The organism is Paenibacillus sp. FSL M7-0802 (genome assembly GCF_038004945.1).
GTDB classification, from domain to species: domain Bacteria; phylum Bacillota; class Bacilli; order Paenibacillales; family Paenibacillaceae; genus Paenibacillus; species Paenibacillus polymyxa_B.
Map to the genome: position 1 here is coordinate 589,005 of NZ_JBBOSD010000001.1, position 15,785 is coordinate 604,789.

At 45.2% G+C, this 15,785-nt stretch carries 11 protein-coding genes; 7 read left to right on the top strand and 4 right to left on the bottom strand.

What is annotated here, in order from left to right; translation table 11 throughout:
* Positions 1 to 384 precede the first annotated feature (384 nt).
* The 3 genes from MHB54_RS03055 (at position 385) to MHB54_RS03065 (ending at position 7,111) form a co-directional block, all read left to right on the top strand.
* Positions 385 to 2,154: a methyl-accepting chemotaxis protein gene (locus tag MHB54_RS03055; protein ID WP_023988122.1), complete on the top strand. Its 1,770-nt coding sequence runs from the start codon at positions 385 to 387 to the stop codon at positions 2,152 to 2,154.
* 144 nt (positions 2,155 to 2,298) lie between these two features.
* On the top strand, positions 2,299 to 5,994 hold the full coding sequence (locus tag MHB54_RS03060) for a non-ribosomal peptide synthetase family protein (protein WP_023988121.1): 3,696 nt from the start codon (positions 2,299 to 2,301) through the stop codon (positions 5,992 to 5,994).
* A 118-nt stretch (positions 5,995 to 6,112) separates the two neighbouring features.
* A complete protein-coding gene (locus MHB54_RS03065; protein WP_023988120.1) occupies positions 6,113 to 7,111 on the top strand; it encodes a polysaccharide deacetylase family protein in 999 nt (332 codons plus the stop codon).
* A gap of 90 nt (positions 7,112 to 7,201) precedes the next feature.
* Here MHB54_RS03065 and MHB54_RS03070 read toward each other — a convergent pair whose 3' ends face one another.
* Together MHB54_RS03070 and MHB54_RS03075 are read right to left on the bottom strand one after the other, a co-directional pair.
* Positions 7,202 to 7,822, bottom strand: a complete 621-nt coding sequence (locus MHB54_RS03070; RefSeq protein ID WP_264453905.1) for a conjugal transfer protein TraX — start codon at positions 7,820 to 7,822, stop codon at positions 7,202 to 7,204.
* Between the two features lie 22 nt (positions 7,823 to 7,844).
* The gene (locus MHB54_RS03075; RefSeq protein ID WP_028542764.1) at positions 7,845 to 8,555 is read right to left on the bottom strand and encodes a CBS domain-containing protein; all 711 of its coding nucleotides are present in this window, start codon (positions 8,553 to 8,555) and stop codon (positions 7,845 to 7,847) included.
* Positions 8,556 to 8,740: 185 nt separating this feature from the next.
* Here MHB54_RS03075 and fsa point away from each other — a divergent pair, with 185 nt between their 5' ends.
* From fsa to MHB54_RS03090, 3 genes are all read left to right on the top strand, one after another.
* Positions 8,741 to 9,388, top strand: a complete 648-nt coding sequence (gene fsa / locus MHB54_RS03080; RefSeq protein ID WP_013309811.1) for a fructose-6-phosphate aldolase — start codon at positions 8,741 to 8,743, stop codon at positions 9,386 to 9,388.
* Between the two features lie 203 nt (positions 9,389 to 9,591).
* Positions 9,592 to 10,047, top strand: a complete 456-nt coding sequence (locus MHB54_RS03085; protein WP_023988117.1) for a MarR family winged helix-turn-helix transcriptional regulator — start codon at positions 9,592 to 9,594, stop codon at positions 10,045 to 10,047.
* Between the two features lies 1 nt (position 10,048).
* Positions 10,049 to 11,248, top strand: coding sequence for an MFS transporter (locus MHB54_RS03090; protein ID WP_264453906.1), 1,200 nt, complete (start codon positions 10,049 to 10,051; stop codon positions 11,246 to 11,248).
* A gap of 92 nt (positions 11,249 to 11,340) precedes the next feature.
* Here the strand turns inward: MHB54_RS03090 and MHB54_RS03095 are convergent, their stop codons facing one another.
* Positions 11,341 to 12,651, bottom strand: coding sequence for an MFS transporter (locus MHB54_RS03095; RefSeq protein ID WP_076156932.1), 1,311 nt, complete (start codon positions 12,649 to 12,651; stop codon positions 11,341 to 11,343).
* Between the two features lie 90 nt (positions 12,652 to 12,741).
* On the bottom strand, positions 12,742 to 14,460 hold the full coding sequence (locus MHB54_RS03100) for a methyl-accepting chemotaxis protein (RefSeq protein ID WP_023988114.1): 1,719 nt from the start codon (positions 14,458 to 14,460) through the stop codon (positions 12,742 to 12,744).
* Between the two features lie 270 nt (positions 14,461 to 14,730).
* Here MHB54_RS03100 and MHB54_RS03105 point away from each other — a divergent pair, with 270 nt between their 5' ends.
* Complete coding sequence (locus MHB54_RS03105) at positions 14,731 to 15,684, top strand: serine hydrolase domain-containing protein (protein WP_264453907.1); 954 nt, start codon at positions 14,731 to 14,733, stop codon at positions 15,682 to 15,684.
* Positions 15,685 to 15,785 lie beyond the last annotated feature (101 nt).

Sequence of the window (15,785 nt, forward strand, 5' to 3'; positions counted from 1 at the left end):
TTAACGTCAAATATGAAAAATGTCCCAAATTGATAAGTGCATTTGACTCTATTATAAAGTATGATGGTTTCTGTTGAATAGTTGCTTATGGACTGTAATGAAGTCGAATTTCAAGTAGAAGTATAAATTGGAATATACTGAAACACAGACAGCGTTTACCTATTAAAAATTAATTTTTTATTGTGTAAGGTATTCATTTCAAGGGCTTTTCGTACGACATATATATAGGGATATCATACTTGTCTATAAAAGGACTTAAGACCTATTACTTAAAATTCAAGGGTCTATGATCTCGATTAATATGTTTGTAAGGGGGACTTGATTATCTCATTCGATAAGCGGTTCAACACCATATACAAAAATACAACCAGGGAGTGGAACATTTTGAAAAAGTGGAGTAGCTTATCATTCTTCACCAAAAACTTATTATTATCCTTCTTCAACATCGTATTGATTGGGCTAGTCCTTATTGTGTCCAGTTATTTGATCCAACGTACGATTTTGATAGACCAATTGCATGGGCAAGTGGAAAAAATCACATTGAAGTGGGCCCAGGGCATTAATTCCGATGAAGTAACCCAAGCGGTTCAAGAGAAAAATTATGATGGACCCGTTCAAACCAAACTCCGCGCGTATCTAGATAACATCATGGCGACGAATCCGAATATCTCTCATGCTTATATTTTCGGGACGGAGCTCGAAAATGGCAATCTAACATCTATTGTGGCGATGCCAACGGATCTCAGAGAAGCATTTGAAAAAGATAAGCTGCTCGTTGGCTCCATGTACGAGCAACCCAATGTCGTAGCAGTAGGTGTAACCGGTATGCTGGACAGTGGCAAACCAACATTCACCAGCTTCTACGATGATTCTTTTGGTACATGGACGACTTTGATGACTCCGATTAAAGATCCAAGTGGCAAAATCTTTGCATATTTTGCAGTCGATGCAGATGCCGGTGCCGTACCTGCAGGATTGACCAAGCTACTCATTAGCGGCGCTACCATTTTAGTGATTTTCCTACTGATCTGCCTGGCGCTTCAATATTGGGTTGTAAAACGCACGCTGTCCCCGATTAAGCAACTGATGTACGGTATCAGTGAAGTAAGCAGAGGAAATCTGGATGTTCAAATTCATGCAGGTCATGATGATTTGGGGCTCGTGAATCAGAACTTCAATAATATGGTAAGTCATATTAACAGCATTATGACCAAAGTGAAGCAGACAACGGATGAAGTCAATGAATCTGCCAAGGAATTACTCGCAATCTGCGAGCAAAACGGAATCAATTCCAACATCATCAATCAAAACATCAGTGAAATCACGGAGAATATCCGTTCGCAGGAAAAAGCAACAGGTGATAGTGCACGTGCCATGGCTGAAATGGCTTCGGTAATTCAAAATATTGCCACTAGTTCTTCCAATGTTGCGGAGGAAGCCAATTCGGTAGAGAAACGTTCTAATGAAGGCAACGAGATTGTAGGTAAGGTATCATCCCAAATGCACTTGATTACCGATACAGTAACCAATACTTCCCGTATCATCAAGTTGCTGGACAGTCGTTCGCAGGAAATTGGCAATATCATCAGTACCATTTCAGGCATCTCCAGTCAAACCAACCTGCTCGCTCTGAACGCTTCTATTGAAGCTGCCCGTGTTGGTGAAGAAGGTAAAGGCTTTGCCGTTGTTGCCAGTGAAGTACGTAAGCTGGCAGAACAATCTGCGGATGCAACCAAACAAATTACGTCCCTGATTGAAGAAATTCAAAGTGAAATCGGACAAGCTGTGAAGTCGATGGAGCAAGGAAACGTTGAAGTTCAAAACGGAATCGTCGTTGCCGGACAAGCAGGCGTGCTGTTCAATGATATTCTTCAAGCAACTAAAAATGTAGCATGGCAAATCCAAGAAGTATCCAGTGCTACTGAGCAAATATCTGCGGGTACACAGGAAATGACAGCAACAGCAGACGATCTTTCTTCCACCGTAACCAAAACAGCCAATAACAGTGTTCACATTGTGCGAACGGTGGAGGAACAAAAAGCTTCTTTGGATTCGATTATTGATTCATCCCATAAATTGACATCCATGTCTGAAGAGCTTCAAGAAATTACATCTTATTTCAAAATTGCAGACACCAACCGTACCAAATCATAATAACCATTTATCGACTCCAAAATTTATTTCATAAGTAAATCATTCGGTAATGCCTCCCTCCTGTTCATGCATTTGAAGGGATCGGAGGCATTTACTGAGTTTACCATTTATATTAAGACATCATACATTCAGGAGGTTAGCGTAATGGCTTCATTACTACAAAACAGCACACAGACAATCCCATCCCCATTCCTAGTTCCCTTGGATTGTGCACGTATACAACGCAAGCATACATCCTCTACTTATCAAGTAGAGCTAGAAGCGTCCATCTCGGAACAATTAAATCAGCAAAAAACTGCGGAAGACAAACAAGCGTTGCTCTTATCAGCATATACTGCATGGGTATATCGCCTATCCGCAGAAGAAGAAGTTTCTTTTTCTACTTTTGTGCCACAAACCGGTCTGCTTACAGCTTCGCTGACAGTCGAAAAGGAAACGACTTTTCATGAACTAGCAGGCTTATTTCAGGAGATGCTCCGTGAGCCTAATGCATACCTTGCGGAACCACAAGCCGATACTTCATTTTCGGCAAATCTGCCTACGGACAGCGGTGTAGAATCCCGTATTATGGACTGGGCTGTTAGTGAACACAATGGCGCTTATCAAATACAGATACGTTATGATCAATCACTCTTGCTGGAAACAACGGTTGTCCGATACGCAGAATACTTTGAAACCCTTTTGCGTGGCGCGCTAACCAACAGCCTTGCACTTGTGAATTCCATTGATATATTATCGGATGCGGATCGAGCTGCTCACGAAGCTTTAAATAATACAGTTGTGAAATATCCTGAGCACCAAACTATTCATGGAATGTTTGAGGAGGCGGCTTCACAATATCCTGATCGTCCGGCTATTGCTTCACACACTGGAGAGTACACGTACCGTGAGTTGAACGAACGTGCTAACCAAGTCGCACGTGTCTTGTTATCCAAAGGTCTTACCAAAGGTGAATTCGTGACTATCTTCATGGAACGGAGCTTAGAGACCGTCATTTCACTGCTTGGTATCCTGAAAGCCGGAGGTGTATATGTACCTGTTGATCCCGCCCACCCTGCTGACCGGAGTAGCTACATTGTCGAAGACACGCGTTCTCCTTTTGTCTTAACAACTTCCGCACTCATGGAACAAGCGACTGAACTGTGCGGTTCGATTGAGACGGTAAAAGAAATTTTAGCGATTAACGGGCCACTGGCAGGCTATGCTGCAAGCAATCCGAACGTTAATGTAAGTCCGGATGATCTAGCTTATGTCATCTATACATCCGGCTCTACAGGCAAACCGAAAGGTGCCCTGATCGCTCACCGTGGTGTCGTTAACCTAGGAGCTGTCGTGCAACGCGATTGCGACATTACACCTCAGGATGTGTTGACCCAATTTGCGACCTACAGCTTCGATGCATCCGTTTGGGATACAATTGGAGCCTTGTTTTACGGTGCAAAATTGTACTTGCTGTCTTCCGAAGAACGTGTATCTGTTGAAGAATTCGCTGAAGCCATTGCACGTACAGGCACGACGATTATTACCATTTTGCCGACCGTATTCTTTAATCAGCTATCTACGTACTTGTCAGACGAAGGCTATCGCAAACTCGCTAAGGTACGGATTGTTACCGTGGCAGGCGAAGCGCTGTACGGCTCACAAGTTCGAGCGTTCCAAAGCAAATTCGGTACAGATACCGACATCGTAAACGTATATGGACCGACAGAATGCACCGTAGCAACGACGACCCATCGGGTCCGTGGTGCCGTGCCTGAGCATGTCGTCAATATTCCGATCGGCAAGCCTATTTACAATTACAAAGTGTATATCGTTAACGATGATAACAAGCTTTGCCCTGTCAATATTCCGGGTGAAGTATGCATTGCTACTCCTGCATTGGCCCATGGCTATCTCCATCAGCCAGAACGTACAGCCCAATCATTCGTGGACAATCCTTTTGTTCCGGGTGAAAAAATGTACCGCTCGGGTGATATCGCCAAGCTGCTGCCAGATGGTACGATTGAATACGTAAGCCGCAAGGATTCACAACTCAAAATTCGGGGGAATCGGATTGAAATTGGAGAAATTGAAGACCATTTTTCCAAACATCCAGGTGTTCAGGACGTCGCTGTGGTAGCCGTCAAAGATCACACAGATCAGAACATGCTAGTTGGCTATTTCACCACTTCGGATGGACAATCCATTCCACAGGACGTTATTCAGTCTTATATTGGGGGCAAGCTACCTTCGTATTTTGTACCAAGCCATGTCGTTCATCTGGAAGCTATGCCAATTTCACCAACTGGCAAGATCGATCGCAAAAAGCTGGCCCTGCGGCCACTACCGGAAGCGTCTGATCTTTCATTTGGCGGGGAACCTCTCCGAGAAGGAACCGAAACACTTATTGCCGAAGCATGGACTCAAGTGCTTGGTAAAAATAACATTGGCGCTACCGATGATTTCTTCCTGATCGGGGGCGATTCGCTTCGTGTCATTCATGTGCTGGCTATTCTGAAGCCGCGTTATGGCGCGCTGCGCATCGGAGACTTTTTCCGCTACAAAACCATTCGTGAGCTTGCTGAATACGTGGAACAATTAGGTACGGAACAAACGCCGCAACGCAAGTCACTCGCGATTCCTCAAGAAAAAATGGACTTGAATGAGCATCCTATTGAGTTGTCTGGTGCTTCTGACTTAGCTGAAGTCCGCGACTTGCGCGTGATCTTGTTGACCGGTGCTACAGGCTATCTGGGCTCGCACATTCTGTATGACCTGCTTCAACGGACAGAAGCCAAAGTATACGCGATGGTACGCCCTTCTCAGGATGGTCCATCCGGTATCGAGCGTATTCAGTCCGTATTGACGGGATATTTTGGACAAGATATCTCCAGCTTGATCGAAGGACGGGTAAAAGCTGTCTATGGGGATCTGGAGCAAGCTGATCTTGGTCTCTCTTCCGTCGACCGCCATATGCTGGAGCACCAAATCGACGGCATCATTCACAGCGCCGCTGACGTTCGCCATTTTGGTGATTCGGCAGCTTTCGATCGCACGAATGTGACCGGTACACTGGAACTGCTGAAAATCGCCCAAGCCAAGCCGGGAGTATCGTTCCATCATGTCTCCACTATGGGGATACCGGAGGATCTTGCAAACGAAGGAAAATGGGAGTCGGCATTGGAGCTTTCTGCCTTCCCAGACGAATTGAACGTGGACAACCTGTACACGAACAGTAAACTCGCAGCAGAGAAGCTATTGTTCCAAGCAGCTCAAGCGGGTACGCCTGTCTCGATCTATCGCGCGGGTAATTTGACAGCCCATTCGGCCAACGGGCGCTTCCAGCGAAATATCGACAGCAATGCTTATTATCGCATGATGAAGGCGATGCTGCTGCTGGGCAAAGCGCCACAAGCCGATTGGCATACGGACTTCACACCGATTGATTACGCCAGCCGTGCTATCGTAGAGCTGTCCGTTCATCAAAAAAGCGCAAACCGCATTTTCCATATCTGCAATCCGAACCCACTGCCATATGATGAACTGATCGCTATGGTAAACCAACTCGGTTACGCAGTAGAAACCCTGCCTTTTGACGATTACAGCGCTTGGCTGCTGAATCCGTCTTCCGGCATTCAGGAGGATGCACTTCACCTTGCTATGGGACAACTGGAAGGTGACGGAGCCAAGGATTCAGCTTACCGTTACGGATGCTCTGTAACCGCAGCTCTGCTGGAACAAGCTGGCGTTCAATGCCCGGCAACCGACCTGAACTTTATTCGGAACATGATCCAGCATGCCGTCGAGATCGGTTACTTCCCGACCTCTTCATCGGTATCTGTAAAAGCAACACAGAGGTAACAAAGTTGTGATATTTCCCCCGCATGTTTTCGGTATGATAGACTAGATTTTGCTAGTTTCATATTTAGTATAAACCTCTATACTTTCAGAATTTTTTGCATGCGGGGGATGTCATTCAATGAAACACACTTTTTTTAAAAGAACGTTGCTAATCATAAGTTTGTTGGCTATTTTAGGGATTTTGGTGTATGAAGCACGTAGCATATACCACACACCTACAGTTAAAGGGACTCATCGTACACGTACAGCTCATGCAGATCGACTGGTACGCCATTTATTCTCACTGACGCCTACACCAGATAAAGTATATTACCAAAACAAAGTCATTGTCCTGATGTATCATGAGGTGACCAAGACTCCACCTGATCCCGGCGCTCTCAAGCTTAGTAATTTAACGAGGCAGTTGGACGAAATGAAAGCTAACGGCTTCCACTGGATCACGATGAAAGAGTATACCGACTTTATTTTACATAAAGCCAAGGTTCCTGATAATGCGGTACTCATGACATTCGACGATGGCTATGAGTCCTTTTATACGGACACTTTTCCCGTGTTGAAAAAGTATCAGGTTCCGGCAACCAATTTTCTCATTACGTCCACGATCAGCAATCCCAAACACATTGGTATTCCAAAGCTGACATGGGATCAAATTCATCAGATGCATGCCGAAGGCATTGATTTCTACAATCATACCAATGACCAGCATGCTTACGGGTACTCCAACACAGCACGCACCAAACAAAAGCCGCTTCTGATGGGGCCTGTGTATTCGAAAAAGCTGGGGCGAATGGAAACCGAGGATGAGTTCAAACAGCGGGTTTATACCGATTTGGGCATGGCTGACAAGAAGCTGTTCAAGCATCTACACAATGATCAGAATGTACTTGCCTTCCCATATGGTGGGTATACCAAGGAAACGCTGGAAATTTGCCGTTCCTTGGGAATTGATGTTACGTTCACGGTAAAACGGGGGATTAACTCGCCAGGGCAAATGAACGGCTATCGTGTCAATGCAGGTGGAATACACAATATTCCAGAAGTATTGGTGCAATACATGAAGGAAGGTGCTCCTCTTCGCCCACTTCCTTTTGCCCAAGGTCCCAACAAGGTATCCTAAACATTGGCTAGCTTAATAAAGGATAAAAAAGAACCTTTAAAACCATTTATGTCGTGGTTTTAAAGGTTCTTTTGTTGTATGAGATGTAGATTAGGGCCAGATGCGAATTGTCGCGATAACAGCCAGATGTACCGGGTAAAAGCTACGCCACAACCAGCGCGGTACCCGACTATAAAATCCGCTTTCTCCCGTTGCAAAACATACGATCAGAATGCTGGACAGCAGACTAAAGTGTTGGAGATTTGCGTGGTGCACCATATCATACACAACGTTCAAAGCAAAATGGGCTGCAATCATCATATATGAGCGAGTGTATCGATAAATGAGAACCAGCAGTAGACCATAGGCCCCGTAATCCATCTGGCTGAACTCCATGACCAGAGCTGTAAGGACGTACAGACCCGTTACAGCCGCCCAATGCTTCAAGCAGGATGCAGCAGCCAGCGCGAGCAACGAGGCCAGTAGCGTCCAGATTACATTCGGTCTGTATATATCAAACGCCAGCATATAGGGCACCTGAGAAATCAGAGCCAGCCCGAGTAGACGGAGCATATAGCTCCGCATATCTCGGGTACGGGTATACCCCATATACAGCGCGTAGGCATAGATTGGAAAAGCAAGTCTGCCGGCAATTCTCCAAGCCGGATCCGTCGGAAAAAACACAAGTCCGACATGGTCAATCAGCATCGTCAGCATGGCCAACCAATACATACAAGGCCCCCTTATTCATCTTTTACGTTTTTTCTTCTGTCAAGCTCAGAATGGCGTTCATGATGTCCGTTTTCGTAACCCGCCCTACCAACCCTTGAATTGGAGTTGAGGAGCTACATTGCTCGTCCAAAACTGGAAGACAATTGACCTGATGCCGAATCAGTCTCGATATCGCTTCCAGTAAAGAGTCTTCTGGAGCAAGCGTCGTCATTTGGGCCCGGCGCGTCATTGCCATGGTCACCGGGACGGTGTGAAGATCGGTATGCCCCAGCATGACCTTCAGCAAATCCTTGCGCGTAACAATTCCAATGAGCTCCTGCTCCTCCCCTGTGACCATCAGCGTGCCTGTATTTTGCTGAAACAGCATCAGCACCGCATCATAGGCGGTCGTTTCACCGGAAATCAAAATCGGATCACTAAGTATATCCGCCACAGTCAGCTTTTTGAGCATGTTGCCGATATGACTATCATATTTGGGGTAACGTCCTGGCAAGTAGCCTACCTTCGGCTTGGCATCCACCAGCCCGAGCATAACGAGCAGAGCAAGATCAGAACGGAGAGTCGGACGCGTCAGTCCCAGTGTTTCAGCAATTTTATCCCCTGTTACAGGTGCCAGACGCTGGACAATATCAACAATTTCCCGCTGTCTTTCAGACAGTTGAATAATGATTACCTCCTTATGAAGTGGGGTAGTATATATTATAAATGAGCATAGATCGGTAAATTTCAGCATCTTCCGACAATTCATCAAATTTTAATCATAGACAGCTTGTTTTCAAATTTAAAATGTGTCACAATTAAGGATGTAATACATACTAATTATAAGTTTAACGTGTGCAATATGCTACATTTAAATGAGCTAGTGTACATCGCATGTGATATGTATTATGAATTATATAAACCTGAGGAGGAAATCAAATGAAATTTTTCTTGGATACTGGTAACATTGAAGAAATCAAACGTATTGAACGTTTGGGTCTGGTTGATGGTGTAACAACGAACCCTTCACTGATCGCTAAAGAAGGTCGAGTGTTCAAGGAAGTCATTCAGGAGATTTGCAGTATCGTTGAAGGTCCCGTAAGTGCTGAGGTTATTGGCCTGAAGGCTGAAGATATGCTCAAAGAAGCTTATGATATCGCCAAGTGGGCACCGAACGTGGTTATCAAGCTTCCTATGACCGAAGACGGCTTGTACGCTTGTAACGAGCTGACCAAGAACGGAATCAAAACGAATGTAACACTGATTTTCTCCGCGGCTCAAGGTTTGATGGCAGCCAAAGCTGGCGCTACTTTTATCAGCCCATTCGTAGGACGTCTGGATGATATCGCTGTTGATGGTATGAAGCTGATTCGTGAACTAAGACAAATTTTGGACATCCATGGTCTGAAATCCGAAATCATCGCGGCATCCATCCGCAACATTAAGCATGTAGAAGATGCTGCTCTGTCTGGTGCACATATTGCCACCATTCCAGGTTCCTTGCTCCCTTCTCTGTGGAAACACCCGCTGACAGACAGTGGTATCGAACGCTTCCTGAAGGACTGGGAAACCGTACCTAAAGCTTAATTCGCCAGTCATGGCAAACGATATTGCATTAACCCAAACAGCCCGTATTTTACGGGCTGTTTTTATATTTTGGCTTTAGTGATGGCAGAATTAAAAACGCCGAACAACTTTTTTTGACAAAATAACTTGTTGTTCATATAATTGTTATAACAACTAATTGATTTCAAAGTAATTTATGTACGGGAAACAGAAAGGAGTACCTTATGAATAACTTGCCTCCCGATTGTTCCATTGGGATGTTGCTCGGGATTACTCACCGCAAAATGAGTCAGCAGCTCTTGCAGCGTCTCAAGCCTTATGATATTTCCCCAGAGCAATGGTCGGTTCTGTACCAAATCTATCAGGCTGAGGGTTTAAATCAGAAAGAAATTGCAGCTAAGGCCGTGAAGGACCAGCCGACCACGACTCGAATTATTGATTTATTAGACAAGAAGGGCTGGGTACGGCGTGTGAATAGCCCTCAGGATCGTCGAGCCTATTTACTTCATTTGACTGAAGCAGGCCGACAGCTTGTAAAAGAGATTCTTCCTATTGAATATGATGCCAATCACGATTTTGTAAGAAGAATTTCCTCAGCCGATCTGGAGCAATTCCGCCAGACTCTTTTACAAATTCACGCCAACATGACCGAATCAGAAAAACAAGGAGATAACGATTAATATGCAACAAAGCAAGCAACCTCTTTGGACCAAGGAATTTATTGTTCTTACGGTTTCCAATTTATTTTTGTTTTTGGAATTACAGATGATTCTATCCTCTATTCCTTCTTATGTGAAAAATACATTCCACGCTAGTTCCGTTCAGGTTAGTCTCGTTACCACTTTATTTGCTTTAAGTGCGATTGCGGCACGGCTCTTTTCCGCCCGTATGCTGGAAAAAGGGCATCGCAGCACTCTGATCTTCGTAGGGCTGCTGTTTGCATTGGCAGGAACGCTGGGGTACAGTGTTTCGCCGACGATTACAGTGCTGCTGCTCATGCGGATGTTATTCGGGATCGGCTTCGGTATGAGCAGTACGGCTTTTCCAACGATGGCCTCTGACGTCATCCCGTCCAAGCGCCTTGGTGAAGGAATGGGGTATTTTAGTTTATCCACCAGTCTAGCGATGTCGATTGGGCCAACCATCGGCATTTCGATGCTGCAATACGGGAGCTTTAACCTGCTTGCCTATACGACAGCAGCCGTAATTGTTGTGATATTCCCGCTGGCTTACTGGCTGATTCGTACACTACCCAAAGGGCACATCGAACCCCCTATGATTCCTTTGGAAGAAGGGCGAAAACCGGCATTTAACCGTAAATTGTGGGTTCCCGCTTTGTTGAACATGCTGATGTCTATCACATATGGTGGGCTACTCGGCTTTATGGCGCTTTACGGGGATGAAGCAAATCTGGCGCACCCGGCCTATTTTTTCCTGTTTAATGCAGTATCCGTGCTGATTGTGCGTCCCTTCTCAGGCCGTATTTATGACAAAAAAGGAGCAAAAGCACTGCTCATCCCCGGCTCCCTCTTTTTAATTGGCGGTCTGCTCCTGCTTTCCTACGCGCACAGTGATGATTTCATGTATGTGTCGGCTCTTTGCTACGGTATCGGATTTGGTGTGATGCAGCCAACCCTGCAAACCTGGATGATTCAGATTGTATCTCCTAAACAAAGAGGCATGGCAAATGGTATGTTTCTCAATTCCCTAGATTTCGGGGTTGCAGCCGGTGCGCTTATACTTGGCATTATTGCCAAAGCAAGTGATTATGCGTGGATGTACCGCCTTTCCTCGCTGTTTATTATACTGTTTTTGCTGATCTATGTTATACAAATCATCGCAAGCCGTAAGCCTAAATCGCATGTTTCTCTCAATGGGTAAAGCTATTGTTTTCAAATACATTTAGTTTATAACTGCTTATAATCAAAAGCACCCGTTGCCATGGTTGTGTGGACAACGGGTGCTTTTTCATTTTATTTCGCAGGAGTTTTGTGTCTTAGCTTGGGAGAAAGAGGCTTTTCTCGGGACAAGCCTGTCAGCTCCTCATTTACACTCATACGGTCACTGGATTTGTCATCTGTTGGTTCATCCTGCTTGGGTTTGACCGCAAACAGCATCAGCAGAGCTGCAATGCCTCCCACTGCGGCCATCACGCCAAAGAGCAGACCATGTCCACTGCGACCCAGCAGCAAGGAAACAACCGGAGGGCCTAGCGATACCCCGACAAAGCGCATGCTGCTGTACAACGAAGTAATGGTTCCGCGCTCCTCTTTTTCAATTCCCTTCGTAATCAGGGCATCCAAACAAGGCAATGCGAGCCCAATTCCGCCTCCCCCTAACGTAAACAACCCAATCACCGCATAAATATGTTGAAAAAATCCGAGAATGGCAAAGCTGATCGTCAATATGGCCAAACCGCTGAAACCGATCCATTTCATGCGCTTTTTGTGCTTGCCGATAATCTTGCCTCCTACATAAGAGCACAGACAGAGGGAAATAAGCGGAATGGCCAGCACAAAACCTTTCCAGACTCCACGGAGGTTGTAACGACTTTCTAGTATGTCGGATAAGTAAAACAAGACGCCAAAAATGACAAACATGCAAATACCGCCCATAGCGAAAATAGCATAGAGCCAGCGTCCTTTTTCAGCAAGCACCCGCTTCACATTTCCCACAAACTCTCGAAACATAATCGGTTGGTTCTTACGTTTGGGCACATGGATCAGCCAAAGCACCAAAATGAGCGAAATCAGACAGAGTCCTGGAATTACTGCCAATGGCAAAAACCATAGAACTGCTCCCAACGCGGCACCGAGGATCGGACTTAACACTTTACCGAATGTGTTGTAGGTCTCGACGACGCCCAGGTTCTTGCTGGCCTCATCCTCGTTTTCGTACAAATCACCTACAAGCGGAATGACTATAGGAAAAGCCCCTGCCGCTCCCGCACCCTGAAGTAGACGGCCTCCAATAATGGTCCAGTATGCTGCCGAATCGTGAAGCAGCCATGCTCCCGCCGCAGAAATCCCCCCTCCAATCACAGTCAGAATCAGACAGGGAACAATCACCGCCTTACGGCCAAATCGGTCGGAGAGATAGCCCGCAATCGGTATCAGTAAAATGGCCACTACCGCATATACTGTAATCAACATGCTAATCCGAAAAGAGCTTACATGTAGCTTACGTCCGATTTCCGGTAAAACAGGAATCAGCATGGAATTACCCAGCGTCATCATCAGCGGGATGGAACCTAACGCAAGCAGATTCCCTTTATTTTGTTGCATCCCGTTACCACCTTTGCAAAAGTAATAACACAGCTGTTCTGATTCGTTCAACAGATGTTATTGTGTTTACATTGGTGGGGATTTATGCGGTTACACTTTAAATCCACCGACCCTTGCATTCAGCAGTTGCGACATATCCGCCAGTGTATGAATAGATGATGCAATTTCCTCCATGGAAGCCAGCTGCTCTTCAGCTGCCGCACTGACGCTCTGGGTTCCCCCTGCCGACTGCTCTGCTACTTCACGTATGCGTTCCACCGCTTCCACCATTCGCTCGGAACCGCCGGACATCTGTTCTACAGACCGATTTACACTGTGAATCTGTTCGCTGACCAGTTGAATGGAACTTCCAATCTGACGAAATGCGGTTTCTGCGGATTGCATAACCTTTACGCCAGACTGCACTTCAACCGTCCCTGTCTGCATACTGGAAGCGACATTTCCAACATGCTCCTGAATATTTTGCACAAATTGTGTGATTTCTGCTGCTGAAACCGATACCTGCTCGGCCAATCTTCTTACCTCAGAGGCTACAACTGCAAATCCTTTGCCCTGCTCTCCGGCTCTTGCCGCTTCAATCGACGCGTTGAGCGCCAGCATTCCTGTCTGTTTGGCTATCCCAGTAATAACAGCTCCGATCATGCCAATCTGTTCGGCCTGTTCACTAAGTGAACGTACAGCACGTGCAGAGCTGTCTACACTTTCGCTTACCTTCTCCATCTGAAGCATAGCCTGACCTATAGATTGTTCTCCTGCTTCTGCATCTTTAGCGGCTGTATCAGACAACTCATACACCTGCTGGCTCGTAGCTGCAATATGCTCCAGTTCGTGGGCTAGCTCTTTTACGGTATCTGTAGTTTGTGTAATATCATCGACCTGATGCTCCATACCAGCCGCTAGCTCTTCCATTACACCGGAAGTATGACGATTGGCCTGATTCATTTCCTCTGTACTTACGCTAACCCGCTCTGCGGTTACGGTTAATGTACGCGCCGTATCCTGAGCATCCACTATAATACTGCGGAACCCCTCAATAAGCTTGTTGTAAGAGCTTGCAATCATACCGATTTCGTCTTTGGACGTAATATCCAGTCGGCTACGCAAATCTCCCCCACCTTCAGACATTTCCAACAGCTGCTCATTCATATGGTGTAATGGACGAATTGAACGAATCAAAACGATGGATTGAACAATACTGTAAATGATAACTAGAAGTCCTACAATACTCGTAATCAAGGATGTATTCGTCATCGTTTGGTGCGCTTGCTGTACTTTCACCGTTACCATATCTTCTTGAGCTTTGACAAAGGCTACTACCTTGGTATCAAGTTGCTTACGCAACACCCGTTCGTTTTCAAAATCATCGAGCAAATCAGAAAATGGCGGGAAAGCATCGTCTCTTGTACTCTGATACCCCGCTGTAGTCAGTAAACGATGAACTTGATTCATGTAAGTATTAATCCCCGTCTTGAGATCAGTCATTTTTTTCTTAGAATCCTCATTACCTGTATTAAGCAGAGCTTCTGTCTCCTGTAGCAACTTTGCAACTTCACTTTGCTTGTTTCCGATCTCTCGCCCGTACTGTTCATCACGAGTTAGCAAATATGCCCGCTCATCATTAGATATGCCGTTTAACAAAAATTGAAGAGACTTCGAGTTATACGCAATAGCCTCTTCACGATTCATAATATCCTTGTACTCATTCTCACTATGTACGCTTAAAATGTAATTGGTCAGCAGCATAGCTGCAATCACACTCGGAATCAGTATCGCGCTAAGAATCATTTTGGCCTTAATTGTTAAATTCATGAATCGGTCCCCCAGTTATTTCTGAATAAAATGTCCAACTTACTATATATCGTTTTATTCGATTGTTTTTTTGAATGAAACAGAAAAAGTGTATAGATTTTTAAATATACTTGTGTCTATTCAGTGAACATATATATCTTTTTTAATATCAAAGAACAAAAAAATTCAAAATTAGTAAATGAACTGTTTTCAGTTTGTACTCTTCGAATTTCGGACTATTAAAATGATATACTATGTATTGCTATGCCATAAGCCTCAAGGAGGATCTGCATGAAAAGTCTGGAACTAAAACCGCTTATTCACGTGCTTAACGAATTGGAAACCCGCAGCTGCCTTATTGAGCAGCAGGGTAACATGATCATGAATTACTATCGTGAACCTCAAATTGCTAATGAACTCTATAAAATAAATTCCTGTACCAAAAGCGTGATTTCCGCATTAGTTAGTATCGCTATGGACCAGCAACGGGGAGCGAAACCGGAGACGCCGATCCTCGAATTCTTTCCCCAGTTGGCCACAGATAGTGATTCTCGTAAGCGTGATATTACGATTGAACATCTGCTGACGATGTCCGCAGGCTTTAACTGGACGGAATTTGGCGGACAAAATTCTTTTCCTACCATGAGCAAAACGTCAGACTGGGTGCAATTTGTGCTTTCACAGCCATTATCGGATGTGCCAGGTACGCGAATGGAATACAGTTCTGGCTGTTCTCAACTTTTGGCCACCATACTACGTAATGTTTCTGGACAAACAGTTGCTGAATTTGCCGAGCAGCAATTATTCCAACCTCTCAGTATCGAAAGCTATCATTGGGAAACCGATCCTCAGGGTACTCATACGGGTGGATTCGGACTGCATCTCAGGCCGATGGACATGCTCAAATTCGGGCGGCTTTATCTGAACCAAGGAGGCTGGGAAGGACGGCAGATCATCCAAACAGAGACAGTCCGATATTCAACCCGTCCGTTTCTTCCTGCTGCCAAACCACAAAAGGCATTTTACGGCTGGCACTGGTGGACTTCTTCCTTTTCAGATGAAACAGAGATAGGAACTGAAACGGACTATTTTTACGCTCTCGGCTTTGGTGGGCAATATATTGTTGTCGTCCCCTCGTATGACATGGTTGTTGTCGTTACCGCTGATAGATTTAAAAAGAAAAGGACTCCTGTAGATATTTTCCGGCAGTATATTGTACCGCTGCTACTCCAGCAGAATAAATAGAAATAAACACCAAAGCTAAAAGTTGCAACTGGTCTCTATCAAAAATCTGCATCAAAAAAGGCTTGCCTATTGGATCAGGCAAGCCTTTTTTTGCATATAAT

Coding starts and splice junctions, on each gene's coding strand:
- MHB54_RS03100 (WP_023988114.1), bottom strand. CDS start 14,460: ATGAATTTAACAATTAAGGCCAAAATGATTCTTAGCGCGATACTGATT.
- fsa (WP_013309811.1), top strand. CDS start 8,741: ATGAAATTTTTCTTGGATACTGGTAACATTGAAGAAATCAAACGTATT.
- MHB54_RS03075 (WP_028542764.1), bottom strand. CDS start 8,555: ATGCTGAAATTTACCGATCTATGCTCATTTATAATATATACTACCCCA.
- MHB54_RS03065 (WP_023988120.1), top strand. CDS start 6,113: ATGAAACACACTTTTTTTAAAAGAACGTTGCTAATCATAAGTTTGTTG.
- MHB54_RS03090 (WP_264453906.1), top strand. CDS start 10,049: ATGCAACAAAGCAAGCAACCTCTTTGGACCAAGGAATTTATTGTTCTT.
- MHB54_RS03105 (WP_264453907.1), top strand. CDS start 14,731: ATGAAAAGTCTGGAACTAAAACCGCTTATTCACGTGCTTAACGAATTG.
- MHB54_RS03070 (WP_264453905.1), bottom strand. CDS start 7,822: ATGTATTGGTTGGCCATGCTGACGATGCTGATTGACCATGTCGGACTT.
- MHB54_RS03085 (WP_023988117.1), top strand. CDS start 9,592: ATGAATAACTTGCCTCCCGATTGTTCCATTGGGATGTTGCTCGGGATT.
- MHB54_RS03060 (WP_023988121.1), top strand. CDS start 2,299: ATGGCTTCATTACTACAAAACAGCACACAGACAATCCCATCCCCATTC.
- MHB54_RS03095 (WP_076156932.1), bottom strand. CDS start 12,651: ATGCAACAAAATAAAGGGAATCTGCTTGCGTTAGGTTCCATCCCGCTG.